Here is a 22,175-nt window from a genome sequence, read left to right as displayed (position 1 = left end):
GAGAGGATTGGACAGGAGAATGAGGGTTTTTGTCACCGGCGCGAGCGGGTTCATAGGCTCCGCCGTCGTCGAGGAACTGCTCGGTGCGGGGCACGAGGTCATCGGCCTTGCCCGCTCGGACGCGGCGCCGGCTTCGCTGCCCGCGATCGGGGCCGAGGTCCACCACGGCGATCTCGGCGATCCGGAAAGCCTGCGCAGCGGCGCGGCGGGGGCAGATGCGGTGATCCACACCGCCTTCAACCACGACTTCTCGCGCTTTGCCGAGAACTGCGAGCTGGACCGGCGCGCAATCGAGACGCTCGGCGCGGCGCTCGCCGGCACGGACCGGCTGCTGGTCGTGACGTCGGCCATCGGGTTGCTCGCCGGCCGCGACCGCGTGGTGAGCGAGGACGACCTGCCGCCGGCGGAGACGCCCAACCCGCGCGTCGCCACCGAGCGGACCGCGGCCGCGGTGGCAGCGCGCGGCGGGAAAGTCGCTGTGGTCCGCCTGCCGCCGTCGGTGCACGGGGACGGCGACCACGGCTTCGTGCCCATCCTGATCCGGATCGCGCGTGAGACGGGTCTCTCCGCCTATCCGAGCGACCGGGAGAACCGTTGGCCCGCGGTGCATAGGCTTGATGCGGCGCGGGCGTTCCGGCTGGCGCTCGAAAAGGGCGCCTCGGGCGTGCGGTATCACGCCGTCGCGGAAAGCGGGGTTCCATTCCGCCGCATCGCCGAGGTTGTCGCCCGGCGCCTGAACGTCCCTCTTGTCGCTCTCGCGCCCAATGAGGCCAAGGCTCATTTCGGCTGGTTCGCTCATTTTGCGATGCTGGACTGCCAGGCGTCCGGCGAGCGGACGGAGGGAGCGCTTGGTTGGCAACCCACCCGGTCCGGTTTGCTCGCGGACATCGACCGGGAAGTCTATTTTAGAAGCTGAGCAAATCTGCGGCGGCAAAGCGGTCGAACAATCCCTGACGACAATCTAGACTTAGACTAGCAGAAGGTATGCTTAAGGAGGCTGCATTCCTTCTCCATCAAGCGATCGAGCAGTCTTATTCGACTTTCCTGCTGACCCTTACAAGCTATAGCCCTCCATCGCACAACCTGAACTTTCTTCGCACTCTGGCGGAGGAGCATGACCGGCGGCTGACCGAAGCCTGGCCGCGCGACCAGCAGCGCTTTCGCGCCTGGTTCAACACGCTGAACGAGGCCTACGTGAAGGCAAGATATTCCGAGCACTATCAGATCAGCGTCGAGGCGTTGGAATGGCTTGGTGAGCGGACCTCAGTCCTGCATGGCCTCGTCGAGACGATCTGCAGGGAGCATCTGGAAATGCTTACCCGACAGGTTCCTGCTGCATGAGAGTGGACCTTGAACGGAGAGCCGATTTGATTCCCGGGAAGGAGGAGAAAAATAGCTCTGAATGAAGGCGATCCGAGACGATGTCTGTTGCAGAAACACTGGAAAGCGCCGCCGACCAGCTCCGCCACGCTCAGTTCGAGCCCGTCAAAGGTCAGGGCGTGCGGCGCGATGCGGCTATCCTGGCTATCGATTTGCGCGGCTTCACGCTGCTCTCGCACGATTTGCCGCCGGGCGAACTCATGGGGCTCCTTGGCGAATATCATTCGCGGCTCGTGCCGGTGATCGAACGCCATCACGGGAGCATCGACAAATATCTCGGCGATGGGATCCTCGCGAGCTTCGGTGCCGTCGCGCCGACCACAAATTATGCCGCTGACCTTTGCTGCGCGATCGAGGCGCTCATTGCCGTTACGCAAGCCCGGCGGGCCGAGCGGCGGGAAAGCGGGCTTCCGGCGCTTGCAATCGGCATGGCCGGAGCCGCCGGAGAGGTCGTGTTCGGCGTGATCGGCCACGAGACGCGGCTTGAATAGACCGTTATCGGCGAGGTGGTGAATCTTGTGGCAAAGCTTGAGAAAGCCACCAAGCAGGACGGTGTGCCGGCGCTCGTAGCACGACAGACTTACGATCTCGCGATCGCATAAAGTTTCACGCCACTGGGCGCCGTCGAGCAATTGCCCCGCCGCCATCGAGGGCGTGGCTGATCCCATCGACCTCATCGCGTTTACGCGGCATGCCCGGCAGCCCGTTTGCTATGCCGATGGATCAGCCGATCGGCTCGGTTGATCGGGCGTCAGTCTGCGCCGGTTCCGATGCGGTGATCCAGCCGAAAGCCAGGCTTCGGCCTTCCCGAGATCATTCTATTGTCGGACCGGTCCGTTCTCTGTGTAAAGGACGCCATCTGGCTCGAAGGCGAAGAAGGCAAAAGCAAAGGGGATGGTGTGCGGCACGTCCTTGCCCAGTCGCTGGACGATGACATTGCCGACGTCGGCGCCTTGGGTGATGTCGGCGGCATCGAGCGCGGAGACCTGCCCGGCGCGCCAGCGTATGGTGAGGTCGCCCGACACGATCATGCCCTTGGCACGCAGTAGCGGCAACGTCCAAGCCTCCTTTCCCACGGCCACGACGCGCATCATCGCGGGCACTTTGTGTGGCAGCCTGCCGGAGAACAGGAACGGCCGTGTCGTCTGGTCATAGCCGACATAGGGATTGGTTCCGTAGGAGCGAAGCGCAGGGTCGTTCGGCACAAGGACACGGCCCTTTGGCGCCCGCTCGCGAAAGCTTGCCCAGGATTCCAGACGCGAGGGCAGCATTTTCAGCTTGTGGCCAACAAGGTCGCCGACGATCGCTTCGCCGCCGAACTGCTGCCACCAGCTTTCCGTCTGGCGATCATACATGACGAGATCAGAGTTGCGCAGCTTGCCGGTCGTGCCGAAATCAAGGACACGGTCGTCCTCCAGGCGCCGGATGAAGACGATCCCCGTATTGCACAGCGGGCAATAGGTTATAAGCACCGGCATGCCGACGACCACGTCATTGACGATTTCATGCCAGATCATCACGCGCAGCGGATAGGCACGAGCGTCGTTGTCGATAATGAGGGAAAGAACAGGTTCCTTTGGCGCGAGACTGTTCATTTCGTTGACCGAAACGAATTTCGGTTGGTCGATCGACGGGATGCCGTCTTTCGGCGGTCCACCGGAACTGATCTCCGAAAGATCGACAAGGGCGTGCGAGAAATCCGTTTGTGGCCATTCATGCCGCCATTGCTGCGCGAGCGAGGTTTGCGCATGCAGGTCGGGCGCCATCATGAGCACCGCAGCCGCAAAAGCGGCCAGCCGAAAAAGACCGATCACCATTTTCTCCTCCGGGCGGACGCTCGATTAGTTGCGCTCGCCTGACAAAAGATTCGCTCAGATGATCGCAATGGTTACGGTGCCGACCGCGTCTTTCAGGCGAAGACGGACGATTCCCTGAACCGCATCTCGGTGGTCCATCCCGTCGCTGACGGAGACCTGCCGCTACGGGGCGTTCTCCATTTCGCGATCTTTCTAGTCCTCCAGATATTCTCGGATCATCAGCCTGGCCCGGTGGATGCGGCTTTTGACGGCCTCGCGCGTCAGCCGCAGCTCCACGGAGATCTCTCCGATCGAGAATTCCTGGATATCCCGCAGCACGATCACATCGCGGTACTTGTCCGGCAGGGAGTGGATCGCCGCGATGAGGTCCTGGCGCAATTCCGGGTCTGGCCGGTAAACGAAGCTTGGCGGGTCGTCCGGCGGCAGCTCCGTTTGGCCATTCATCCGTCGCCACATGCGATGGCACTCGCGCCGGACGATCGCGAACACCCAAGCTGAAAACGATGTGACGGTGCGCAAGGCGCCGATGCGCTGATAGACCAGCCAGAGCGTTTCCTGGACGGCATCGTCGGCATCGCCCGCCCCGGTACATTGCGACTGCGCGTAGCGTCGAATGTCAGGTTGACTGATGGCGAGGAGGCGCTCCAGCGCGTGGCGATCGCCTTGCCGGGCAGCATTGGTCAGAACATAGCGATTCTCCATGGACCGCCTCCATTGCTTTGGCACCGGGCCGGTGCTCGCCTTTGCATTCGCGGTGCCGAGAAAGCTCAGTATCTTGATATCGCCGTGGTCGGATGGCGACGACCACTGATCGAGAGTAGCCTCATAGGTCAGAGCCATCCCGCATAGAAAGCGGCCTGGTAGGCAAAATATGCCGCGGCACCGAGCATGAGCACACCACCACCGCGCTCAACCCATCGGGTGAGTTGACGCGTGTGGCGCAGATTCACCAGACTCCCGGTTACCGCGCCGGCCACCACGATTGGTATGCTGCGAGCAAGCCCAAAGGTGGCCATGAAGACGGCTCCCAACAGTGGGCTGGTCGTCCCGGCTGCCACAGCCACGACCGGAAGCAGGAGCGGCGTGCAGGCCGGGCAGGTCGACAAACCGAACGGAAGTCCTAGCAGATAGCTGTCAAAAAAGGTTCGAGTAAGCTTTGGCGATGGGGTTAGGACGGGAATGACGATGTGGATGACACGCAGCAAGGCAAGGGCAGCCGCAAAGAGGGCGACTGCGAGCAGGGCGTAGGCGAGTGCCAGGTAATGGACCAGAACGCGCAGCACCGCGAATCCCGCAATGCCAAAGAGGGCGCCGAGCACCGCGTCGACCGTGACGATACCGAGCGCGAAGCCCGCTGAACGCCAAAGCCCTTCAAGGCGCCTCCCACCGTCTGCTGCCGAGCTCTTGCCCGCCGCCAGGCCCGCCGCGACCGAAATCAATGGAAACGAGCTCGGCGCAATCCCGACGACGAGGCCTGCAAGAGCAACCACGCCCACTGAGAAAGGCGTGAGAACCGTAATCTCCTGCATCAACTGCTCGAGGTCGATCACAGGTTTTGCTCCGCCGGCTTGCCAACGCTCAGGATCGCCTGGAAGAACAGCGATGGGCGACCCCACAGCGAATTGAAGAAGATCGTCATGACACTCACCGCCATCGCGACCATCGTCCACACCGGATCGCACGACGCGCTGCGTTCAATCGTGGAAATCGATGAAGTGTCGCTGGCGCTCAACATCTCAGGGTCGATGGCCATTGTTAGGCAGTGGCTACCCTCGCACGAGACGCGCCCGCCGTACGCTTGGCGGGGCGGAAGGACAATCAGCGACGCCGGACCGCAAGTGAGCCGCGTGCGTCCCAACTCCACTTGGTAGCTTCCTTCGAGCGTAAGGCAAAGCCCTGCCCACCGGTTCGGCTCAGTCGGATTCTTGGCGGACGCGCAACAGGCGGTCTCACGAACGGCAAATCCCGGGCCGTCGAGCGTGTTAAGCGGCCAAACACAACCGTTGCCGTTCGGGCGGCTGGAGCGCTGATCTAGCCGGCGCAGCATGAGAGTTTCGCCACGTCTTTCTCGAACGACAACGCCGCGAGCTTCAGGCCCTCGACTGTGGTGAGATACGGAAAGATTGTCTCGGCAAGGTCTTCAACGGTGAGGCCCTGCCGGATCGCGAGCACTGCGGTCTGGATACTGTCGGCGCCTTCCGGCGCGAGAATGTGCGCGCCGAGCAGTCGACCATTGTTGGCGTCGGCCACGAGCTTGATGAGCCCACGGGTGTCGCGGGCGGCAAGTGCGCGGGGCACCTGGTCGAGACCAATCGTCGAGGCGCGAACGGCACGCCCGGCCGCCTGTGCCGCGGCCTCGGTCAAGCCTACGCTCGCCACCTGCGGGTCGGTGAACACGATGGCCGGCATAGCGCTGTTGTCGTAACGCAGGCTGTCGCCGTTGAGAGCGTTCTTCGCGGCGAGCTTGGCACCATAGGCGGCCATGTAGACGAACTGGTCGCGTCCGGTGACGTCGCCGGCGGCATAGATTCCGGCCCCGGCCGTGCGCATGCGGTCATCGACAATGATGCTGCCCTTCGGCGAGACGGCGATGCCGTGCGCGGCGAGCCCGAGGCCTTCGATGTTGGGCGTGCGCCCGGTGGCGATCAGGACCTGATCGGCGTCGATCGTCGTGTCTTGGCCGTTACGCGCGACCGTGAGTGCAATACCGCTCTCAGTCTTCCGAATCGCGCGGTAGGCGATGCCGGCGACCACCATGATTCCTTCGTCCTCGAAGTACCCAGTCAATGCCTCGCCGACCTCGGGCTCGGCCTCGGGAAGCAGGCGAGACCGGCACACCAACGTCACCTTGACGCCGGCGCGGGCGAACATCTGGGCGAGCTCCGCCCCGATATAGCCGCCGCCGATGACAAGCAACGATCGCGGCGGCTCCTCGAGGTCGAGCGCGGTCGTACTGGTGAGATATGGCACGGTCTCGATGCCAGGAATGGCGGGAACGGACGGCCGCGCGCCGGTCGCGATGATGATCTTGCCAGCGGGAACGCGCGCGCCATTCACCTCGACACCGCCGTTTACGAGTCGTGCCGCGCCCTCGCGATACGCGATACCGTTATAGGCCGGCAGTAGGTCCACGTATTTGGCCTGGCGTAACCCAGAAACGAGCGCGTCCTTCTGGCGAACGGTTCCGCGCCAGTCGGTCAGTTCGGCCTCGGCCGTGATGCCGGCGAAACGAGCCGCGGCCCGAGCATTGTGGAGCGTCTCGGCAGCCCGGATCAGGGTTTTCGACGGGACACAGCCGATATTGACGCAGGTGCCGCCGATGGTGCCGCTCCCGATGAGGGCGACTTGTGCACCCTGATCGGCGGCCGTGATCGCGGCCGAGAAGCCGGCCGAGCCGGCGCCGATGACAACAAGATCGGGGGCATCCCCACTGCGCCCGTTCATGGCAAGCCGGCGCCCGGCGGCCGGTGCCTTCCCCGATGGGGTCTCGATGGAAGCAGCGAAGGTGCGGCGGGCCTCCGACGTAACGTCGCCCGGATTTTCGGGGGCGCGCACCCCGGCAAGGCTTGGTCCGAAGATCGCCCGACCAGCTTCCAAGGCTTCCTCTATCGACAGCCGGAATGCTGGTGTGTCCATGGAACGCTCGCTGCGCCACGCGGAAAGGTGATCGTCCGAGCAGAAGAAGGCCGTGGCCGCGCACAGCGGGTCTGCAGCGCCCCCATCGTCGTAGCGGACGCTTTGCCACATGACGGCCGTCGCCGGCTCTACCTCGGCCACGGTCCGTCCGCGATCTCGCGTCGTGATCCGGATAGCGTTGCCGCAATGGCGGCAACGCGATGCGATCGCGATATCGCGATCGATCATGGCGCCGATGCCGAGCGCGTCGACCGCGCACATGGCATTCACAGAGCGCCCATCCAGTGTGACTCGGTGACCGGTATCCCGGTCGGTGAAGGGATAGGCACCGACGATCTTGTCGCCGTCGAGCACGACAAGGTCGCGACGACGGAGTTCTTCGAGAGCCGACTGGGTGGCCGTCTTGCTGATCCCTGCACGCCCCGCAAGCGCGTCGATCGCCGGGGCTCGCCCGCGTTCGGCGTAGACCTGAAGCAACGCAACGCGCACGCGATCGGTGGCCACCTCATGGCCGCTCCAGCGGTTGAGCACATGGTCGGACCCGACCATGGCCAGCAGGGCGTCCTTGACGGCGTGCGACGAAACCGCCGACCGGTCCGGAAACGTCACGCCCGGCCGCACGGCAAAGCTCGGCAGTGTCGAGGCTGCGGAAGCCTTGTCGCGGAACGAGGAGGCTGCGCAGCAATCGTTCATGGCTTCAGGCTTTCTTCGTGAATCTCCGCCTCGCAGCAAGCGGCTTTGGCGCGACGGAAATAGAAGCCCCAAGCGACTAGACCTAGGCTTCCCGCGACCAGGGCAAACAGCACCAGATCCGCCCGTGCCAGCCACGCGCTCAAGCCAAGCACCGGCAGGAGTACGGCAACGATCGGTGTTGCGCAGCAAATCGCGGCAACAATGGCGCCGGCGGCGCCGGTGCGGATCAGGGCGGGGTCATTCATGTCAGCTGCCTTGCTGTCTCGGGTGCGCCGGATAGCCGGCATTCATGCTGGCGGCCGCGATGGCATCCGCGTTCGTCTTCGCGTCGTCGAAGGTCACGGTCGCCGTCTTGGCTTCGAATGAGACGGACACCGTCGAGACCCCTGGGACCGCCGCCATCGAGATCTTCACGATGTAGGGGCAGGAGGCGCAGGTCATGTTGTCGACGGCGAAGGTGACGGTGCGTTCGGCGGCAAAGGCAGCCGGTGCTACCATCACGGAGGCAATCAGGGCGAAAGCGCTCAAATAAATCTTCATGAAATGGATCTCCTCTTTGCTCACGCGCGAAGCAGCAGCGGGGCGACGTAGTCGAAGGCGAAGGCGGCCGCGACGAGGACCGTTGCGATCCAGAGCGCGATTTGCACGAAGCGGCTGGGAATGGGGCGTGCGCAGGCAGCGGCATCAGCGCAGCCTAGTCTCGGCTTCCAATAGACGAGATAGAAGCCGTAGCCGAGAACAGCCGTCGTCCCGGCGACGAAGAATGGCTTGTACGGTGCAAGCGCCGTCAGATTGCCGATCCAGGCGCCGCCGATACCGAGGGTGAACAGGACGAGCGGAATAATGCAGCAGGACGAGGCGGCAAGCGCGCCGAGAATGCCGCCGACGGCCACCACGCGCTGGCGTCTGACTTCTCCTCGGTCCGACGGGAACACGTCGCCCTTGGGCGTCATGCCCGCAATGCTGGGTCGCGAAATATCCATGTTCGGGCTCGCCTTGCTTGTCGAAATCCTATCCGTGCGCTAATGTGCAGTCTGTAGCAACTACAGGGTCAAGAGGTTTTTTGCGATGCGCGATCACGCCGGCGTGAAGGGCCTGCATCGGGCTGAGCTTGCCCGGCGGACAGGCAGCAATCTGGAGACCGTTCGCTATTATGAGAAAGTCGGGCTTCTACCTGAGCCGCCGCGCACCGAGAGCGGCTACCGCAGCTACGACACGACGCACGAGCGGCGCCTTACCTTCGTCTTGCGGGCAAGAGAGCTCGGCTTCTCGCTCGATGAAATCCGTGAGCTTTTGCGTCTAGTCGACGAGCACGACCAGCCGTGTGCCGAGGCAAGCGCCGTCGCCGCGGCGCATCTCGATGATGTGCGGGCGAAGATCGCCGACCTGAAGCGCATGGAGCGGGTGCTCAAGGAGGTGGTTGCGCAATGCGCCGACGGCACGCGGCCGGAATGTCCGCTGATCGAGGCGCTATTCCGGGAGCACACGGCCGCCCTCTGAGCTCTCCAACCGAAGCGCAAGAAAAGGTTGTTGGCCTTTCTGCCGCCGCTCGTGAACACGATCTCATCGGGTTGGCCGCCGAATAGCGCCGCAACTTGGCCGCGGGCGTTCTCCAGCGAAGCCTTCGCCCGTATGCTCGGTCAGTGTCCGCTCGACGGATTGCCGTAAGCCTCATCCAAGTATGGCCGCATGGCAGCTGCGACCTAAGGATCGATGGACGTGCTGGCGGCGTGCGCCAGCCGCAATATCACCATCTGCGCGGATGCACTTTTGAGCAGAACCTGCGCGCGCCTCAGTGCGTTATAAACGCGCCCGTACCGCCGTGGGATCATTGCAAGATTTTCATCACGGCTGCATGTGTTGCTTCGTCCTTGCCGGGTCCGGTTTCGCCTCGACCGGCGCCGGCTCCCTTTGGTCGGCCTTCGGGGGTGACGAACGCTCCGAGATCAGCTGCTTCTTTTCCAGGTATTCGGCTTTGTCGATCTCGCCGCGAGCGAAGCGCTCGTCGAGAATATCGAGGGCGGCCGGGGCGCGGTGGGCGTCATCGTGAGACCTGGGCTGCGCACCGGCGCCGTGCTGTGCGCGGTGAGCACCGCACCCACAATGCGTGTGATGGTCTGCGGCAGATTCGTCAGCGTGATCCATCGACTAGTTCCCTTACGGCCGCTGAAGCGCCGCCCTTGTCATGAGCCGAATACTGCTTGCGGGTCGAATTCACCGCGGCAAAGCATATGTTAAGCGTTAGGCCTCGATGGCTTCACTGCCATTGATCTATGTCAAGCCATGAGTTCCGAAAGGTCGCTGGTCTACTTTCGTTGACGAACACGACCAGCCCTGCGCCGAGACAAGGTCCCCGAGAGTCTGGCTCAGCCGTTCCGTGGTGTTTGGCTTAGGGCGAGCCCGAGGCGATGTATATGGTAAGAGCGAAGATCAACCCTCCGCATTTGGAAGCCGACGACCCTCTTTTCCGGTCTGCATGCCGAATAACCTTGGAGCCATCCTTTCAAAGCCTGATAGTCGCTGCGATGCGGGCGGGATGGACGCCCCGTGATGTCTCTTAGCATTGCTGGTAATGTCCGCAGATGCCTATTCTCAGTTCGCACCCGACGATCACACTCGCGCCGCGATTTCGAAGAGCATGATGCGAAACCGCTCTTTTCTCTCCACGACTCTTCATTGATTTTCCGACAATTGGCGGACGTCGATTTCGTGCTCGACCGGCCAGCCGCCACGACCCGCACAAGCCTCCTGAACCCCGGCTGAACGCTGCCTTCAGCATCGGTTCGAGCGGCATCTCCTAGAAAGAAGCTGTTCAACTCGCGGTCCCGTCCGCCAAAGGAGACGCTCTCATGATCCGTACTTATTTCGTCGCAACCGCGCTCACCGCCCTGGTCGGTATTACTGCCGCAGCCCCGGCCCAGGCCAACGATGTGAGCATCGAGCAATATGGCTGGCGGAACTCGGCTGGCGGCGCCCAGAATGGCTTTAGAAACCGTATCCGCGTCTACCAGAACGGCCGCTTCAACAAGGTGATAGGCCAGCAGCGCGGCCGCCACAACCTTTCGGCCATTGGCCAGCAAGGCGTCGGCAACTACGGCGCCACCTACCAGAACGGCGACCGCAACGTGGCCGGCGTTGGCCAGTTCGGCTCCAACCACACCACCATCCTGACCCAGGACGGCAATGGCAACATCGCCGCCGGCGTGCAGGTGGGCCATGACTGCGATGCCAATGTCAGCCAGGGCGGCAGCGGCAACGTCGCCGCCTTCGTCCAGGCTTGCCCATAAGCGGCAGCACCGGCCAGGCGGTCGTGGAAAGGGTCCGCGGCCGCAGCTAGCCAAGGCCAAGGAGAAGAACCATGCCCAGCATCGTCAAGCATCCCCACCGCGTCATGGCCGCACTCGCCCTGGTTCTGATCCCGGCTGGCGCTCTGGCAACCATAGCCACCGCTGACCAGTCCGTCGGGCCAGCGCGCTGCGAGATCCGCGTCACGCCGGAAGGCGACATGGTTTCGCTGGAGGCGCTCGCCTATGCCGATAGAAAGGTGAGCGGCACCTATTCCTTCCATGTCGAAAGCGCCGGCCAGACCGGCAGCACCAATATCGAGCAGGGCGGCGCCTTCAGCGCTGCGCCCGGCAGGCCTGCCAGCCTCGGTGCCGTAACGCTCGACGCGAAGGGCGCCGTCTATGACGCCAGGCTAGAGGTCACGGTCGACGGCAAGAGCATCGGCTGTGCCGACCAGATCGGCGGCGCGACCTGATCGCACCGGCCGGGTTTTGCGAAAAGGGCGTCGGCATCGGCACCCATTTTTATGCAGGCCAGCCATGGACAAGCGGCTGAACGACAGCTGAACGACGGATTCCGGCGGGGTTCAGCCGCGTTTTGGGAAGGTTGGCCATAGGCTGAGGCAACCGAAAAATGGAGAACCAGGATGACCCGCAATATGTTCAAGACCCTTACCGCCGCTCTCGTTGCCGGTAGCATCGGCCAGGCGCCGCTGTCTGCACCGGCCTTCGCAGGAGGTTGGGTCTCGGTGACCTATGCCCCGGCCAACGCGCGCGACGGCAGCGCTCTAGCGACCGGCCTGCGCTTTTATTCGCTGTATCGCGGCCTGCACGGTGCCAGCATCCGTCAGTCCGGACACGGCAACGCGGCTGGCATCGCCCAGAACGGGCGCGGCAATGTGGGCATCGTCCAGCAGAGAGGCAACGGTCATTCCGCCACCTTGCAGCAGAACGGCAACGACAACGCTTACGGCATTTTCCAGTTCGGAGGTAACACCAGCGCCAATGTCGTGCAGAACGGCAATGGTGGTAGCGGCGCTACCCTGAGCTACGGTTGGTGACGGCCGACGACGAGGATGAATTTCCGCCAGGTGGTGTTAAGAAACCTCCAGGGCGGCGCGAATACGGAATTGGCCAAATATACGTGGGCAAAGTTTGCGAGCTTTGCCCAAGTCCTCTCTTTTGCGTCCGATGCGGCGCACCCGTCGTCATCGCGATTGCCTCACTGCTCCTAAACAGTCGATCTTGATGGCGCTTGAGCATTTCAATTGAAATGTTACGACCGTTGCATTACAAGGAAGCCATGGTAGCTCCCTTGTGGCTTCTTTTGACCTACAAAGTGCCGCCTGAACCGGCAGCCAAGCGCATTGCGCTGTGGCGACGGCTCAAGGGTATGGGCGCCGTCTATCTGCAGAACGGCGTTTGCCTGTTGCCGAAGACCGACGACCATGTCCGCCGGCTGAAGATGTTGGAGAACGATGTCTCTGAGATGCGCGGCGAATCCGTCATCCTGGAGACGATCGCCCTCGATCGGGTCCAGGAAGAGAAGGTCGTCGCCCGCTTCAAGGCGGACCGTAACGAGCAGTATCGTGAGTTTCTCGGTCGCTGCGCCGATTTCGAGAAGGAGATCGCCAAAGAGATTGCGATCAACAAATTCACCTATGCGGAGCTTGAGGAGGAGGACACTGATCTGAAGAAGCTCCAGGGCTGGCTCGAGAAGATCAAGAAGCTCGACTTCTATGGCGCGGCGCTGGCCGAGGAAGCCACAGAACGCCTGCGCGCCTGCGAAGCTCTGCTCGACAGCTATGCGCAACGCGTCTTCGACGCCCATGACGAGAACCGATGAGGCGGCCGATCATGCCGGAGCGGACGCCATGACGACTGGAACAATGCCCTCCGCCATCCGCTCAGGCATCCCGGCTGGCGTCTGGGCGCTCGGTTTTGTGTCGATGCTGATGGACATCTCGTCGGAGATGATCCACGCGCTGCTGCCCGTCTACATGGTTACCGTGCTCGGCGCCTCGACGCTTGCCGTCGGTCTCATCGAGGGGATCGCCGAGGCGAGCGCCTCGATCACCAAGGTGTTTTCCGGGGCGCTCAGCGACTGGCTCGGCAAGCGCAAGGTCCTGGCCGCCTTCGGCTACGGGCTCGCCGCCTTCACCAAGCCGATCTTTCCGCTGGCTGCGTCGATCGGCTGGCTCGTCGCCGCCCGCTTCATCGACCGTGTCGGCAAGGGCATCAGGGGCGCGCCGCGGGATGCCCTCGTTGCCGACATCGCCCCGCCGCATCTGCGCGGCGCGAGCTTCGGCCTGCGCCAATCGCTCGATACGGTCGGCGCCTTCCTCGGCCCGCTTGTCGCCATCGGCTTGATGTGGCTGACGGCAAACCACTTCCAGGCGGTGTTCTGGATTGCCGTCATTCCAGCCTTCCTATCGGTCGCGCTTATCCTCGTCGCCGTCAAGGAGCCTCCGCGGTCGAAGGAACTGCGTCCGGTCCGCATGCCGCTCCATCGCGACGAGTTGCTCCGTCTCGGCGCGACCTATTGGTGGGTGGTGGTGGTCGCAACACTCTTCACACTCGCCCGCTTCAGCGAAGCCTTTCTCATTCTGCGGGCTCAGTCGATCGGCCTGGCGCTAACGCTGGTTCCGGTCGTGCTGGTCATCATGAACATCGCCTATGCGCTCTCCGCCTATCCGGTCGGCATCCTGGCCGATCGGATGGACCGGGTGACGATCCTGATTCTCGGTCTGGCTCTGCTGGTCCTCGCCGATCTCGTGCTGGCCTTCGCAAGCGACGCCCTCGGCCTCGGCCTGGGTGTCGTGCTCTGGGGCCTGCATATGGGCTTCACACAGGGGCTGCTCGCAACCCTGATTGCCGACACCGCACCTGCGGAACTGCGCGGCACCGCCTTCGGCGTGTTCAACCTGATCACCGGGCTGGCCCTGCTGCTGGCCAGCATCATCGCCGGCGCTCTCTGGGAAGCGGCGGGGCCACAGGCGACCTTTCTCACCGGCGCAGCCTTTGCCGCGATGACCGTGGCAGGCCTGCTTTTCATTCGCCGCCGACTGAGAAGACCGGATTATGCCTGATGCTGCGGCCTGATTGTCGAACGCTGCGGCAACGCTCTCGTTGGGGGAACGCAATTTGAAGCCAGGAGTAAGGTCTATTGATGTACGAACTTGACGTCGCGGGCACACACGCCATCAACAGCATTGCCGGAACGAACGCGGCGCTGGATTTCCTGATGATCTGGGTTTCCGCGGTCGGCGTGCCGCTTCTCGTCCTGGCGGTTGCCGGACAGCGGTGGCGGCGAACCGATCGGCAACTTACGCGCCACGTGCTCCTTGCCGCAGGATTTTCCTTCCTGCTCGGCCTCGCTCTCAACCAGCTTATCCTGCTGCTCGTCCATCGGATGCGCCCGTATGACGCCGGCGTCACCCACCTCCTGATTGCCCACAGCGCCGATCCCTCGTTCCCCTCCGACCATGCGACGGCGACCATCGCAATCGCGGCAGCCTTTCTGTTGCATGGGATGCGCCGTCTCGGCTTCTGGTTCCTGGTGGCGGCCCTGCTGGTGACTGTATCGCGCGTTTACATCGGCACTCATTACGTCAGCGATGTTCTTGGCGGTGCCCTGACCGGTATCGTCGCGGCCCTGCTGGTCCGCGCACTCTATCGGGAGGGAACGCGAGCGGACCGATTGGTCACAAGCATTCTGTAGGCACCTTGGGATGGTGACGTCCTTTCTCTCCGCCGTCACCGCGTTCATCGCAGCGCACCCGCATCTTGCCTATGCTGCGGTGCTCCTTCTCGCCCTGTCGGAATCCATCCCGGTCGTCGGCGTCATTGTGCCCGGCACGGCTGTCATCGTCGCGCTCAGCGCGCTCGTCCCGACAGGCGTGGTCACGCTCTGGCCGCTGCTTGCCGCAGCAACGGCCGGCGCCATCATCGGCGACGGCCTCTCGTTCTGGATCGGTTACCGCTATCACCGCGAGATCCTTAACATCTGGCCGCTGAACCGCTACCCGGCGCTGGTCGCCCGCAGCGAAGCCTTCTTCGCCCGCCACGGCGACAAGAGCGTCTTTCTTGCCCGTTTCACCCCCGGCGTGCGTGCCTTCATTCCACTGCTGGCCGGTGTGCTGGGGATGCCCGCCCGACGTTTTTACGCCGCGAATGTCTTGTCCGCACTGGTCTGGGCGCCCTCGCACATCCTGCCAGGTGTGCTTGTTGGTGCCTCGCTCAGCCTGTTCGGATCGGCCACAAAGCCGCTGGCCGTCCTGCTCGTTCTGCTCGTCGTCCTGATCTGGGCGATGATCCATATCGTCCGCTTCGCGCTGTACCGCGGGGTGCCAGCTCTCGCGGTCGCTGCCGAGCGAATCCGCATCCAGCTTGGCACCCATGATTCCGCGTGGGCGCGTACCATCGTCAATCTGCTCGATCCGTCGCGACCCGACGCAAGGGGACTGGCACTGCTGGCTCTCCTGTTGGTCGGCGCCGCCTGGTTGTTCTTCGGTGTTCTCGAAGACGTCGTCAGCGGCGATCCACTGGTGCGCGTCGATGCAGCGATCTACCGCGCTCTCCAGAACCTGCGCACGGCGCCCGGCGATGGGCTGATGATCGCCATCACGGAACTCGGCGACACCATCGTCGTGGTCGCGGTGACGATCATCGTGTTCCTTTGGCTTGCATGGAAGCGCGCCTGGCGCACAGCGGCTTACTGGCTCGGCGCGATCGCTGGCGCATCCGCGCTCAATACCGCCATCAAGGTCGCACTCCATCGCGCCCGTCCCGGCGAACTGTTCTACACCGGCTCCAGTGCGTTTTCCTTCCCCAGCGGCCATAGCACGGTCAACGTCGTTCTCTACGGCTTCCTTGCCTTCCTGATTGCACGTGAGTTGCGCGTCGCGTTGCGTTTCCCGATCGCCTTCGGCGCCGCTTCCCTCGTGCTTCTGATCGCGTTTTCGCGCCTTTATCTCGGCGCCCACTGGTTTTCTGATGTGGTTGGCGGGCTGGCGTTTGGAACGGTTTGGCTCACCGCGCTCGGCTTCTTTTATCTGCGCAAGCTGTCCGAACCGCTCAGTGCGACGGGGTTGATGGTCGTCGGGTGCGCCGCACTTGCCGTCGCCGGAGGCCTTAACATCTATCGGCATCACGCCTTCGACGCCGAACGTTATGCTGTAAAGTTTGTAACGCCGACGATGCCGGCCGACGTATGGTGGACAACCGGCTGGCAGCAACTCCCGGCCCGGCGCGTCGATCTGACCGGCGAGTTCGAGGAGCCCCTGACCATTCAGTGGGCGGGGGATCTGACCTCTTTCCAGGCGATGCTGCTGCGCAAGGGGTGGCGCGCCCCGGCCTCTTGGAGCCCGCTCAACGCCCTGACCTGGCTGAGCGCAAATGCCGATCCCGCCGCGCTTCCTGTCGTTCCCCGCCCCGCCAGCGGGCGCCTTCCGAGCCTGACTCTCGTTTTACCAAACGGCGCGGTACCGAGGGTGTCGCGGTTAGTGCTCCGACTGTGGGCCGTCGACCTGGAGCTTGCCGATGGCGCTTCCTTGCCAGTTTGGGTTGGGTCGATCGTCGAGGAGCGCCTCGACCGACCGCTTTCGCTTTTCACCCTGGCGTGGACGCAGCCAGACATGAACACGTCGCGCGACGTGGTTGCCAGCGAACTTCACGCCGGACGCCTTGCCGTTCGCGCCGACACCGCGACCGCCAATTGGGATGGACGCATTCTACTCGCCCGCGAAAACAACCGATAGCGCGTCTAGACGGTGGGTGATATGCCCGGGCCGCCTACTGGACTGCGTTCTGACTTGCAGAACCCGGTGGACACAATACGAAAAGACAGAAGCAACGCTCTATTGATACAAGTTATGGACCTTATTTCGTGAACGCAGCCCTTTTTGCACCCCGCATCCGCATCGCTTTATCGCGTTCCTTGGCAGCGTTGCTGCTGGGTACCCTTGCTTTGACCAGGGAAGGCTGGGAGATGACCCGGCCGATGTTCGAGCACAGTTTGTCGCTGATTGGCTGGGTGTGCATCGCAGTCGCTGTTGCAGGTCGGCTTTGGTGTGGCCTTCATATCGGCGGACGCAAAAACACCGAGCTCGCAGTCATCGGCCCTTACTCTGTCTGCCGAAATCCGCTCTATTTCTTTAGCTTCGTCGGCGGACTCGGCGTCATGCTCGTTACCGAGACCCTACTGCTGCCGCTGGTGTTCTGCATCCTGTTCGCCGTGTACTACTCCAAGGTGATCGCCAGTGAGGAAGAGACGCTTTTGAAGCTTCATGGCGCAGCGTTCCGAGAGTATTGCTCCCGCGTGCCGCGTTTCTGGCCGCAAATTCGCCTCTTCATCGAGCCAGACAGTTACCTTGTCTCGGCGGCACCGGTCCGCAAGAGTCTTGCGGACGGCACCTGGTTCATCATCGCCGGGGGGCTGGTGGAATTCCTCGAAGGACTCCATAACTCCGGCTTTCTACCCACGTTTGTGCATATCTATTGAACAGCGGGCGCTAGGGACGTCGGCTTGGCGTGACTCGGTGCACCGGTCCTAGCCGGACCTAGCAGCGACTCGACAGCCTGTTGGGGGGACCTGACTGGCCGCCGGGCCTGTCCGACAAGGCCATGTGGGCTGCCACGGTGCCATCCATCCTGACATGAGTGCGCCAACCGTCGTGCTACGGTGCCCGGGGGTGTTTACGACACCGATCTAGCCTGCCATGAAGTGAAGAGGAGAGTTCACAACGTCCAGGATCAACCGCCGCACCTTGCTTTTCCACTCCGGCAGCGCCTTCATCGCCTCGACGGTTGCGGCAACGGCTTTCGCCACAGAGCCGCCGCGCCGAGACCGAGAACCGTCCAACGAACTGCGGGCGCTGATTAAGGCGCACAAGGCAGCATACGCGGCGTTCGGGCCATCCACGAAATGGGCGGCCGCCGCGACCACGACAGCGCCAGCCGAGCTGAGGAAAGGGCGCTGCTGGCCATCTGCGCCTATCCTGCGGTCAGGGAAGCCGATCGCCTGACCAAGGCCCGATATCTTTTAGAGATCGAGGGCGCGCGGCGAGCTCGACTTGGCAGAGCACTGCAAGCTCTTCTCCGCTCGACGATGTGGAAGGGATAGGACCGACCGCCCCGTGGCCGGTCAGCCTCCCATCAGATCACTCGAAGCTCACCGGCTGACGTCTTTCCGGAACGTTTGTCCTGCACCAGTTCGTAGCTGACCTTCTGACCATCATTGAGGCCCCGCAAGCCGGAGCGCTCGACGGCGGAAATATGCACGAACACATCCGGGCCGCCCTGATCCGGCTGAATAAAACCAAAACCCTTTTGCGAATTGAACCATTTTACCGTTCCGGTAGCCATGGAGAGCCCTTTTTCTGACAGGATGACCGCGTGCTGATCGCGGGTCATTTCAGCGGCAAGATCAGCAGGCCAAGCATATCCATGACGGTCATCCATTGCTAACATGGAAAGCGCACCGGACGTCTTACCGCACTTGCGCAGGTCCCGGCGTCCTGCGGATTTCAGGCCGCATCGACGGGCAAATGCCCCGTCGCGCGAAAAACGCGATGTCGAGGGCCGGAGTTGGCGGCATCGTCGATCCAATGTCGAAGCCTGCTCAATCACCGTTACCAAGAAAGGGCCCCGCCGGTTTCAGAGGCGGCAGGGCTTTTCTGGACATGGGAGGAAAACCTGTCCGACGTAATCCGAGGCGAGGATCACACCGAAATGAAGCAGTGCAATGCTTAACGAGATTTCTAGCTTTCGGTATCGCGGCCGTCTATGACGCCCTTCGTGCCGAAATCCAGATCGCTTGCAGTCTGAATCTTGCATTCGCCGGTGGCCGTGGTTCGTGCTGTTTGGTCCGGCGTTCGTTGCGCGAATGTCGATCAAGATCGACGCGTCAGCCGAACACCGGCGCCGCCACCGTTCTCTGGAATGAATTCGATCCGGCCGCTTCGAAGACCTTACAAATTGCGGCGATGGTTGAAGTCCTTAACTGCTCGCCTCTTTCTAACCGCGCGATGGTATCGGGAGATACGTTTGCGTTTAGGGCTAGCTCTCAGCCGTTGGTTGAACTGGCCTCGGCAAACCGGGTACCGCTCGCACCGGTGGGATTCGGCCGTCGCCGAATCCCCGGACCAGCGCCGGCAAAGCCTCGTCGATATGTACGCCACCCGACTGCCTGATGGCGCGGTTCGTGCCCCGCGCGACCTCCTCCAGCGCCTCGAGCACGAATGGATCAGGGCCGTGGGAATAAACTGCGACGGTCACCCGTTGACTGTTCGAACCGTGGCGGCCTTGCTTGATCTCTGCAGGGTTGGACGCCGCGGGAACCGGGAGAAACGCACAAATGCAAGCTACCACGCTCATCGCATGGCCGGCGCGGGTTGGTATGTTGCCCGCGGCGGCTGCGCTCATCATCGCCGCTGTGCCAGCAAGAGCCGACGAAACGGTTGGCGTCACCTTGACCGACAAGGGCATGCAATACATGCGCATGGACCTGAGCACCGAACAGGTCAAGGCCGGCAATGTGACCTTCAACGTGTCCAATACATCCCAGACCTTGGTTCACGAGTTCGTCGTCGTCAGAGCTGACAAGCCCATCGAGATGCTGCCTTACAATGAGCATGAAAAGGAGGTCGAGGAGAGTGCACTCGAGGTCGTAAACGAAATCGAAGACCTCGAGCCCGGGAAGTCCGGCACGCTAACGGTGAAACTGGAGCCGGGCTCCTACATTCTGCTTTGTAACAGGGCGGGCCATTTCAAGCTTGGCATGGTCAATCACATGACCGTCACAAAATAGGATCTCGCCGGGAGGCGCGAGTAGCCGTAGGACTTGCTCTTAGAAGCTCCCAAGCGAAGTCGATTTCCGCCCACCGTCTTCCAGCCGGCAAATTGCGGCCACAGGGTCTTGATCGTCGGCAATCTGAGTTCGTTGAGCACGATGCCGAGACGGGCTTCGTCGATGATGTGGGCGTCCTTCATGCGACGTCTCCCACATAGGCCGTGCCGATCAGGGCTTCATAGATGGCGCGCCACGACCGGATGCGCCGCTCCAGGGTTCAGCGAATACCCTCGGACAGGTCCGGATGCCGCCGCAGCATCTCCTGGTAAATCGCAACGGCACGAATGCCAGGCGCCGCCTTCAAAAGCGGAACGACCTCAGCATCGAAGATGTGCTCGAGAGGGTCAGGCCGGCGCCGGCCGCGAGCCTTTTGCTTCTGCGATGGCAGGTCCGGATTCTTCTTGATGCAATAGGCCGTCGCCCTGCTGATCGACGCCTTGGCGGCGGCGACCTCGATGGAATTGTTCTGTCGGTACTTCATAAAAAGCCTCGTCTGATGGTCGGTTACATGGCGACCCGGCACAAAGGTGATTCTCCATTCAGAAAACCACCAAGCTACCGGGCCGACCGCGATCACAGACGCTGAAATTGACGCCGCGGCGGGGGTGTAACTCCGGTCGGGCTACGCCCTCCCTGCGTCACACCCCCGCCGCAGAGTCTCATCCTGATTGACGCTGAATCTCACCTTGTTTGTCGCCGCGCACCCTGGCGGCGCCGGCTTCTCCTTTATTCCGGTCCGCACAGCCACCCGGGCCAGCAATGCTCGCAGGGGTAACACGTTCCCTGGAGCCCGCGATGGAGGCATCGCCGCCGCAGAGGAGATCGACACCTTGGAGACCCGGCTGCGGGCGGCGATCAATGCGGGAGCAACGGTATGCCCGCCCACTCTTGTAGGCGCTTGGGCCCGCTTCATCGCAGTTCTCGTCCCAGAAGTCTTGCAGCGAGGCGTGGGCGCAGGTTTTCCTTGCCCTTCACGTGCTTGAGCGCGCTTTGATCCCGGGTTGACCATTCCATCGCCGGCCGCTCCTTCAAGGGCGGACCTTTAACCGCCGCTTCCTTGAAGCGACCGGCGCAACGACCTGGGCCCAGCTCAGCTCGTCACCGTCAGAAAAACGAACGTGTGAATACGTCTGGTGACGCCTCAACGACGTCCCATCAGCCAACCGAGGCTTGTAGTCTGTCGCGCAATGCCATATATCGTGTACAAGAAATGTGTTCCTGAATATGGCAAAGGAGCCAGGGATGACCCAAGCGTTGAAAGTCCCAGTTCAGAAAGAACCGTTGGTGCTGTCCTATATGGATCGGGCGGGGAAGATCGCTATCGCCCAGGTGGCGGATGGATTCGGCATGTCCAAAGGTCAGCTTGCCGAAACGGCGGGTCTTGCGCGGGAAACCCTCTATAGGGTTGAGCGTAGCCGTGCTGCAAAGACACAAGGTCGCCTTCGTGAAATGCTTGAGATCATCAGCAGGGTGACCGACTGGGCTGGAGGCAAGGAGCAGGCGATGGCCTGGTACCGGGCTCAGCCGATACCGGCATTCGGCGGGCGGACGGCGGAAGCTCTGGTTAAGGAAGGCAAGGCAAGCGCGGTTCGCGACTACCTGGATCATGTCGCCGTTGGTGGCTTTGCTTGAGGTTTGCCGGAATTTGCTACCGCGCCCATGATCCGCGTTGGTCCTTCCAGCCGATCTCAGGCGAAGGAGCGGCTATTCGGGGTGCCAGATTCAACCCGAAAGGTGTGCCTACGCTTTATCTGGCGCTCGACATCATGACGGCCGTGAAGGAGGCCAATCAGGGTTTTGCACATCGCATTGACCCCTGCGTGCTCTGCTCATACGAGATCGATTGCGATGACATTGTCGATCTGAGGACGACGCAAGGCCAGGCCGACACCGGGATCCGGTTCGAAGATATGGCTTGTGCCTGGATGGATTTTCTCGCCGATGGCAAACGGCCGCCATCATGGAGCATCCATGACCGCCTCGTTACTGAAGGCAAGTTCGGCATTCTCGTGCCCAGCTTCGCGCCAGGTGCCGACACATCCGACCAGAACCTCGTGCTGTGGAGCTGGGGCGAGGTGCTCCCGCACCAGGTCAAGGTGATCGATCCCGGACGGCGGCTGCCGCGGAACCAATTGTCCTGGAGCTGACGTGGCCGCAAGGCTCGGATCGATCTGCGACTGAGACGATTATCCGCGTCGCCCGCCCGAGCGTCCGTTCCGCGTCAGCCCGACGCTTGCTGCACGGAGCGATGCTGCGACTGCTGCATGGCTATCGTGGGCTCGAACGCGCCGGGATCACCGAGGGCGCCGTCTTCCGCGGCATCGACCGGCGCCAATGCCTTCCCTGGCGAGATGGCGCAGCGTTGCGACGTCGTCGTCGGTCAAGACCCCGGCGAGAAAATCGCGGCGTCGAAGGGCAGCACGGAATCGAGTGCGTCGAGGGCTTCGGCCCGTCGCGCGACGATTTCAGCATTCTGGGGCTTGGCAAGCTGCCCTGTCACTGGCTCGTTTCCAT

The 22,175-nt window shown here is 62.7% G+C and carries 26 protein-coding genes and 4 pseudogenes; 15 read left to right on the top strand and 15 right to left on the bottom strand.

The genetic code is table 11. The annotated features are described in order from the left end of the window. Positions 1 to 19 precede the first annotated feature (19 nt). The 3 genes and pseudogenes from EN859_RS23385 to EN859_RS23375 all read left to right on the top strand — a co-directional run bounded on the left by EN859_RS23385 (position 20) and on the right by EN859_RS23375 (position 1,871). Positions 20 to 916, top strand: a complete 897-nt coding sequence (locus tag EN859_RS23385; RefSeq protein WP_127855021.1) for an SDR family oxidoreductase — start codon at positions 20 to 22, stop codon at positions 914 to 916. 56 nt (positions 917 to 972) lie between these two features. Then, positions 973 to 1,341: pseudogene (locus tag EN859_RS23380) on the top strand (HEPN domain-containing protein); the annotation flags it as partial. Between the two features lie 80 nt (positions 1,342 to 1,421). After that, entirely contained in the window at positions 1,422 to 1,871 is a 450-nt protein-coding gene (locus tag EN859_RS23375) for an adenylate/guanylate cyclase domain-containing protein (RefSeq protein WP_127855023.1), read from the top strand. 327 nt (positions 1,872 to 2,198) lie between these two features. Here EN859_RS23375 and EN859_RS23370 read toward each other — a convergent pair whose 3' ends face one another. The 8 genes from EN859_RS23370 to EN859_RS23335 form a co-directional block, all read right to left on the bottom strand. Beyond that, the gene (locus EN859_RS23370) at positions 2,199 to 3,197 is read right to left on the bottom strand and encodes a DUF3179 domain-containing protein (RefSeq protein ID WP_127855024.1); all 999 of its coding nucleotides are present in this window, start codon (positions 3,195 to 3,197) and stop codon (positions 2,199 to 2,201) included. Between the two features lie 192 nt (positions 3,198 to 3,389). Next, entirely contained in the window at positions 3,390 to 3,899 is a 510-nt protein-coding gene (locus EN859_RS23365) for an RNA polymerase sigma factor (RefSeq protein WP_127855025.1), read from the bottom strand. Positions 3,900 to 4,027: 128 nt separating this feature from the next. Continuing rightward, a complete protein-coding gene (locus EN859_RS23360) occupies positions 4,028 to 4,747 on the bottom strand; it encodes a cytochrome c biogenesis protein CcdA (RefSeq protein ID WP_127855026.1) in 720 nt (239 codons plus the stop codon). Further along, entirely contained in the window at positions 4,744 to 4,950 is a 207-nt protein-coding gene (locus EN859_RS23355; RefSeq protein WP_127855027.1) for a hypothetical protein, read from the bottom strand. Before EN859_RS23355 ends, EN859_RS23360 begins: the two co-directional genes overlap by 4 nt. Positions 4,951 to 5,228: 278 nt before the next feature. After that, entirely contained in the window at positions 5,229 to 7,526 is a 2,298-nt protein-coding gene (gene merBA / locus EN859_RS23350; protein ID WP_127855028.1) for a bifunctional organomercurial lyase/mercury(II) reductase MerBA, read from the bottom strand. Continuing rightward, on the bottom strand, positions 7,523 to 7,771 hold the full coding sequence (gene merF / locus EN859_RS23345; protein ID WP_127855029.1) for a mercury resistance system transport protein MerF: 249 nt from the start codon (positions 7,769 to 7,771) through the stop codon (positions 7,523 to 7,525). The genes merBA and merF overlap by 4 nt, the downstream gene beginning before the upstream one ends. 1 nt (position 7,772) lies before the next feature. Beyond that, positions 7,773 to 8,066, bottom strand: a complete 294-nt coding sequence (locus tag EN859_RS23340) for a cation transporter (RefSeq protein ID WP_127855030.1) — start codon at positions 8,064 to 8,066, stop codon at positions 7,773 to 7,775. A gap of 20 nt (positions 8,067 to 8,086) precedes the next feature. Then, positions 8,087 to 8,479, bottom strand: a complete 393-nt coding sequence (locus EN859_RS23335; protein ID WP_127855111.1) for a mercuric transporter MerT family protein — start codon at positions 8,477 to 8,479, stop codon at positions 8,087 to 8,089. Positions 8,480 to 8,594: 115 nt separating this feature from the next. On the opposite strand from EN859_RS23335, the gene EN859_RS23330 reads away from it, so the two are divergent. Then, positions 8,595 to 9,026 carry a helix-turn-helix domain-containing protein gene (locus EN859_RS23330; protein WP_127855031.1) on the top strand — a complete coding sequence of 144 codons (432 nt, stop codon included), beginning with the start codon at positions 8,595 to 8,597 and terminating at the stop codon, positions 9,024 to 9,026. A gap of 345 nt (positions 9,027 to 9,371) precedes the next feature. Here EN859_RS23330 and EN859_RS23320 read toward each other — a convergent pair whose 3' ends face one another. Continuing rightward, positions 9,372 to 9,671, bottom strand: a complete 300-nt coding sequence (locus EN859_RS23320; RefSeq protein WP_127855032.1) for an SHOCT domain-containing protein — start codon at positions 9,669 to 9,671, stop codon at positions 9,372 to 9,374. A gap of 704 nt (positions 9,672 to 10,375) precedes the next feature. Between EN859_RS23320 and EN859_RS23315 the strand changes: the two genes are divergently transcribed. From EN859_RS23315 to EN859_RS23280, 8 genes are all read left to right on the top strand, one after another. Continuing rightward, positions 10,376 to 10,813 carry a curlin gene (locus EN859_RS23315; RefSeq protein WP_127855033.1) on the top strand — a complete coding sequence of 146 codons (438 nt, stop codon included), beginning with the start codon at positions 10,376 to 10,378 and terminating at the stop codon, positions 10,811 to 10,813. Between the two features lie 71 nt (positions 10,814 to 10,884). After that, positions 10,885 to 11,286 carry a curli-like amyloid fiber formation chaperone CsgH gene (csgH, locus tag EN859_RS23310; protein ID WP_127855034.1) on the top strand — a complete coding sequence of 134 codons (402 nt, stop codon included), beginning with the start codon at positions 10,885 to 10,887 and terminating at the stop codon, positions 11,284 to 11,286. Positions 11,287 to 11,457: 171 nt separating this feature from the next. After that, the gene (locus EN859_RS23305) at positions 11,458 to 11,871 is read left to right on the top strand and encodes a curlin (protein WP_127855035.1); all 414 of its coding nucleotides are present in this window, start codon (positions 11,458 to 11,460) and stop codon (positions 11,869 to 11,871) included. Between the two features lie 242 nt (positions 11,872 to 12,113). Beyond that, complete coding sequence (locus tag EN859_RS23300) at positions 12,114 to 12,656, top strand: Chromate resistance protein ChrB (protein WP_127855036.1); 543 nt, start codon at positions 12,114 to 12,116, stop codon at positions 12,654 to 12,656. Positions 12,657 to 12,684: 28 nt separating this feature from the next. Then, positions 12,685 to 13,899 carry an MFS transporter gene (locus tag EN859_RS23295; RefSeq protein ID WP_127855037.1) on the top strand — a complete coding sequence of 405 codons (1,215 nt, stop codon included), beginning with the start codon at positions 12,685 to 12,687 and terminating at the stop codon, positions 13,897 to 13,899. An 80-nt stretch (positions 13,900 to 13,979) separates the two neighbouring features. After that, positions 13,980 to 14,531 carry a phosphatase PAP2 family protein gene (locus tag EN859_RS23290; RefSeq protein WP_127855038.1) on the top strand — a complete coding sequence of 184 codons (552 nt, stop codon included), beginning with the start codon at positions 13,980 to 13,982 and terminating at the stop codon, positions 14,529 to 14,531. A 10-nt stretch (positions 14,532 to 14,541) separates the two neighbouring features. Beyond that, positions 14,542 to 16,569, top strand: a complete 2,028-nt coding sequence (locus tag EN859_RS23285) for a bifunctional DedA family/phosphatase PAP2 family protein (protein ID WP_127855039.1) — start codon at positions 14,542 to 14,544, stop codon at positions 16,567 to 16,569. A 128-nt stretch (positions 16,570 to 16,697) separates the two neighbouring features. Beyond that, on the top strand, positions 16,698 to 17,312 hold the full coding sequence (locus EN859_RS23280) for an isoprenylcysteine carboxylmethyltransferase family protein (RefSeq protein WP_127855040.1): 615 nt from the start codon (positions 16,698 to 16,700) through the stop codon (positions 17,310 to 17,312). Between the two features lie 207 nt (positions 17,313 to 17,519). Here EN859_RS23280 and EN859_RS38275 read toward each other — a convergent pair whose 3' ends face one another. From EN859_RS38275 to EN859_RS39540, 3 genes and pseudogenes are all read right to left on the bottom strand, one after another. Further along, positions 17,520 to 17,756 carry a hypothetical protein gene (locus EN859_RS38275; protein ID WP_189502181.1) on the bottom strand — a complete coding sequence of 79 codons (237 nt, stop codon included), beginning with the start codon at positions 17,754 to 17,756 and terminating at the stop codon, positions 17,520 to 17,522. A 209-nt stretch (positions 17,757 to 17,965) separates the two neighbouring features. Next, complete coding sequence (locus EN859_RS23270; RefSeq protein WP_127855112.1) at positions 17,966 to 18,175, bottom strand: cold-shock protein; 210 nt, start codon at positions 18,173 to 18,175, stop codon at positions 17,966 to 17,968. A gap of 527 nt (positions 18,176 to 18,702) precedes the next feature. Further along, positions 18,703 to 18,875: pseudogene (locus EN859_RS39540) on the bottom strand (transcriptional regulator); the annotation flags it as partial. 291 nt (positions 18,876 to 19,166) lie between these two features. Here EN859_RS39540 and EN859_RS23255 point away from each other — a divergent pair. After that, positions 19,167 to 19,619, top strand: a complete 453-nt coding sequence (locus EN859_RS23255) for a cupredoxin domain-containing protein (protein ID WP_127855041.1) — start codon at positions 19,167 to 19,169, stop codon at positions 19,617 to 19,619. On the opposite strand, the gene EN859_RS23250 is transcribed toward EN859_RS23255, so the two are convergent. Together EN859_RS23250 and EN859_RS23245 are read right to left on the bottom strand one after the other, a co-directional pair. Continuing rightward, positions 19,598 to 19,801, bottom strand: a complete 204-nt coding sequence (locus EN859_RS23250; RefSeq protein WP_127855042.1) for a hypothetical protein — start codon at positions 19,799 to 19,801, stop codon at positions 19,598 to 19,600. The genes EN859_RS23255 and EN859_RS23250 overlap by 22 nt on opposite strands. Positions 19,802 to 19,881: 80 nt before the next feature. Then, positions 19,882 to 20,142: pseudogene (locus EN859_RS23245) on the bottom strand (IS21 family transposase); the annotation flags it as partial. A gap of 761 nt (positions 20,143 to 20,903) precedes the next feature. Here EN859_RS23245 and EN859_RS23240 point away from each other — a divergent pair. Beyond that, a complete protein-coding gene (locus tag EN859_RS23240) occupies positions 20,904 to 21,293 on the top strand; it encodes an MbcA/ParS/Xre antitoxin family protein (RefSeq protein ID WP_127855043.1) in 390 nt (129 codons plus the stop codon). Continuing rightward, positions 21,290 to 21,808: an RES family NAD+ phosphorylase gene (locus tag EN859_RS23235; RefSeq protein WP_127855044.1), complete on the top strand. Its 519-nt coding sequence runs from the start codon at positions 21,290 to 21,292 to the stop codon at positions 21,806 to 21,808. The genes EN859_RS23240 and EN859_RS23235 overlap by 4 nt, the downstream gene beginning before the upstream one ends. A gap of 183 nt (positions 21,809 to 21,991) precedes the next feature. Here the strand turns inward: EN859_RS23235 and EN859_RS39535 are convergent. Beyond that, a pseudogene (locus EN859_RS39535) lies at positions 21,992 to 22,161 on the bottom strand (integrase); the annotation flags it as partial. Positions 22,162 to 22,175: the final 14 nt, after the last annotated feature.

The sequence above is a fragment of the Mesorhizobium sp. M00.F.Ca.ET.216.01.1.1 genome, from assembly GCF_004010325.2.
In the GTDB taxonomy this organism is placed as follows: Bacteria; Pseudomonadota; Alphaproteobacteria; order Rhizobiales; family Rhizobiaceae; genus Mesorhizobium.
The sequence above is the reverse complement of the archived record's forward strand: the minus strand, read 5'-3'. Positions and strand labels throughout refer to the sequence as shown.

What these genes read in the sequence shown, in the direction of transcription:
- EN859_RS23290 (WP_127855038.1), top strand. Translation starts at nt 13,980, where the DNA reads ATGTACGAACTTGACGTCGCGGGCACACACGCCATCAACAGCATTGCC.
- EN859_RS23255 (WP_127855041.1), top strand. Translation starts at nt 19,167, where the DNA reads ATGCAAGCTACCACGCTCATCGCATGGCCGGCGCGGGTTGGTATGTTG.
- EN859_RS23295 (WP_127855037.1), top strand. Translation starts at nt 12,685, where the DNA reads ATGACGACTGGAACAATGCCCTCCGCCATCCGCTCAGGCATCCCGGCT.
- EN859_RS23300 (WP_127855036.1), top strand. Translation starts at nt 12,114, where the DNA reads ATGGTAGCTCCCTTGTGGCTTCTTTTGACCTACAAAGTGCCGCCTGAA.
- EN859_RS23370 (WP_127855024.1), bottom strand. Translation starts at nt 3,197, where the DNA reads ATGGTGATCGGTCTTTTTCGGCTGGCCGCTTTTGCGGCTGCGGTGCTC.
- EN859_RS23330 (WP_127855031.1), top strand. Translation starts at nt 8,595, where the DNA reads ATGCGCGATCACGCCGGCGTGAAGGGCCTGCATCGGGCTGAGCTTGCC.
- merBA (WP_127855028.1), bottom strand. Translation starts at nt 7,526, where the DNA reads ATGAACGATTGCTGCGCAGCCTCCTCGTTCCGCGACAAGGCTTCCGCA.
- EN859_RS23250 (WP_127855042.1), bottom strand. Translation starts at nt 19,801, where the DNA reads ATGAAGGACGCCCACATCATCGACGAAGCCCGTCTCGGCATCGTGCTC.
- EN859_RS23375 (WP_127855023.1), top strand. Translation starts at nt 1,422, where the DNA reads ATGTCTGTTGCAGAAACACTGGAAAGCGCCGCCGACCAGCTCCGCCAC.
- EN859_RS23305 (WP_127855035.1), top strand. Translation starts at nt 11,458, where the DNA reads ATGACCCGCAATATGTTCAAGACCCTTACCGCCGCTCTCGTTGCCGGT.
- EN859_RS23285 (WP_127855039.1), top strand. Translation starts at nt 14,542, where the DNA reads ATGGTGACGTCCTTTCTCTCCGCCGTCACCGCGTTCATCGCAGCGCAC.
- EN859_RS23365 (WP_127855025.1), bottom strand. Translation starts at nt 3,899, where the DNA reads ATGGAGAATCGCTATGTTCTGACCAATGCTGCCCGGCAAGGCGATCGC.
- csgH (WP_127855034.1), top strand. Translation starts at nt 10,885, where the DNA reads ATGCCCAGCATCGTCAAGCATCCCCACCGCGTCATGGCCGCACTCGCC.
- EN859_RS23340 (WP_127855030.1), bottom strand. Translation starts at nt 8,066, where the DNA reads ATGAAGATTTATTTGAGCGCTTTCGCCCTGATTGCCTCCGTGATGGTA.
- EN859_RS23270 (WP_127855112.1), bottom strand. Translation starts at nt 18,175, where the DNA reads ATGGCTACCGGAACGGTAAAATGGTTCAATTCGCAAAAGGGTTTTGGT.
- EN859_RS23335 (WP_127855111.1), bottom strand. Translation starts at nt 8,479, where the DNA reads ATGACGCCCAAGGGCGACGTGTTCCCGTCGGACCGAGGAGAAGTCAGA.
- EN859_RS23315 (WP_127855033.1), top strand. Translation starts at nt 10,376, where the DNA reads ATGATCCGTACTTATTTCGTCGCAACCGCGCTCACCGCCCTGGTCGGT.
- merF (WP_127855029.1), bottom strand. Translation starts at nt 7,771, where the DNA reads ATGAATGACCCCGCCCTGATCCGCACCGGCGCCGCCGGCGCCATTGTT.
- EN859_RS23240 (WP_127855043.1), top strand. Translation starts at nt 20,904, where the DNA reads ATGACCCAAGCGTTGAAAGTCCCAGTTCAGAAAGAACCGTTGGTGCTG.
- EN859_RS23355 (WP_127855027.1), bottom strand. Translation starts at nt 4,950, where the DNA reads ATGGCCATCGACCCTGAGATGTTGAGCGCCAGCGACACTTCATCGATT.
- EN859_RS23320 (WP_127855032.1), bottom strand. Translation starts at nt 9,671, where the DNA reads ATGGATCACGCTGACGAATCTGCCGCAGACCATCACACGCATTGTGGG.
- EN859_RS23385 (WP_127855021.1), top strand. Translation starts at nt 20, where the DNA reads ATGAGGGTTTTTGTCACCGGCGCGAGCGGGTTCATAGGCTCCGCCGTC.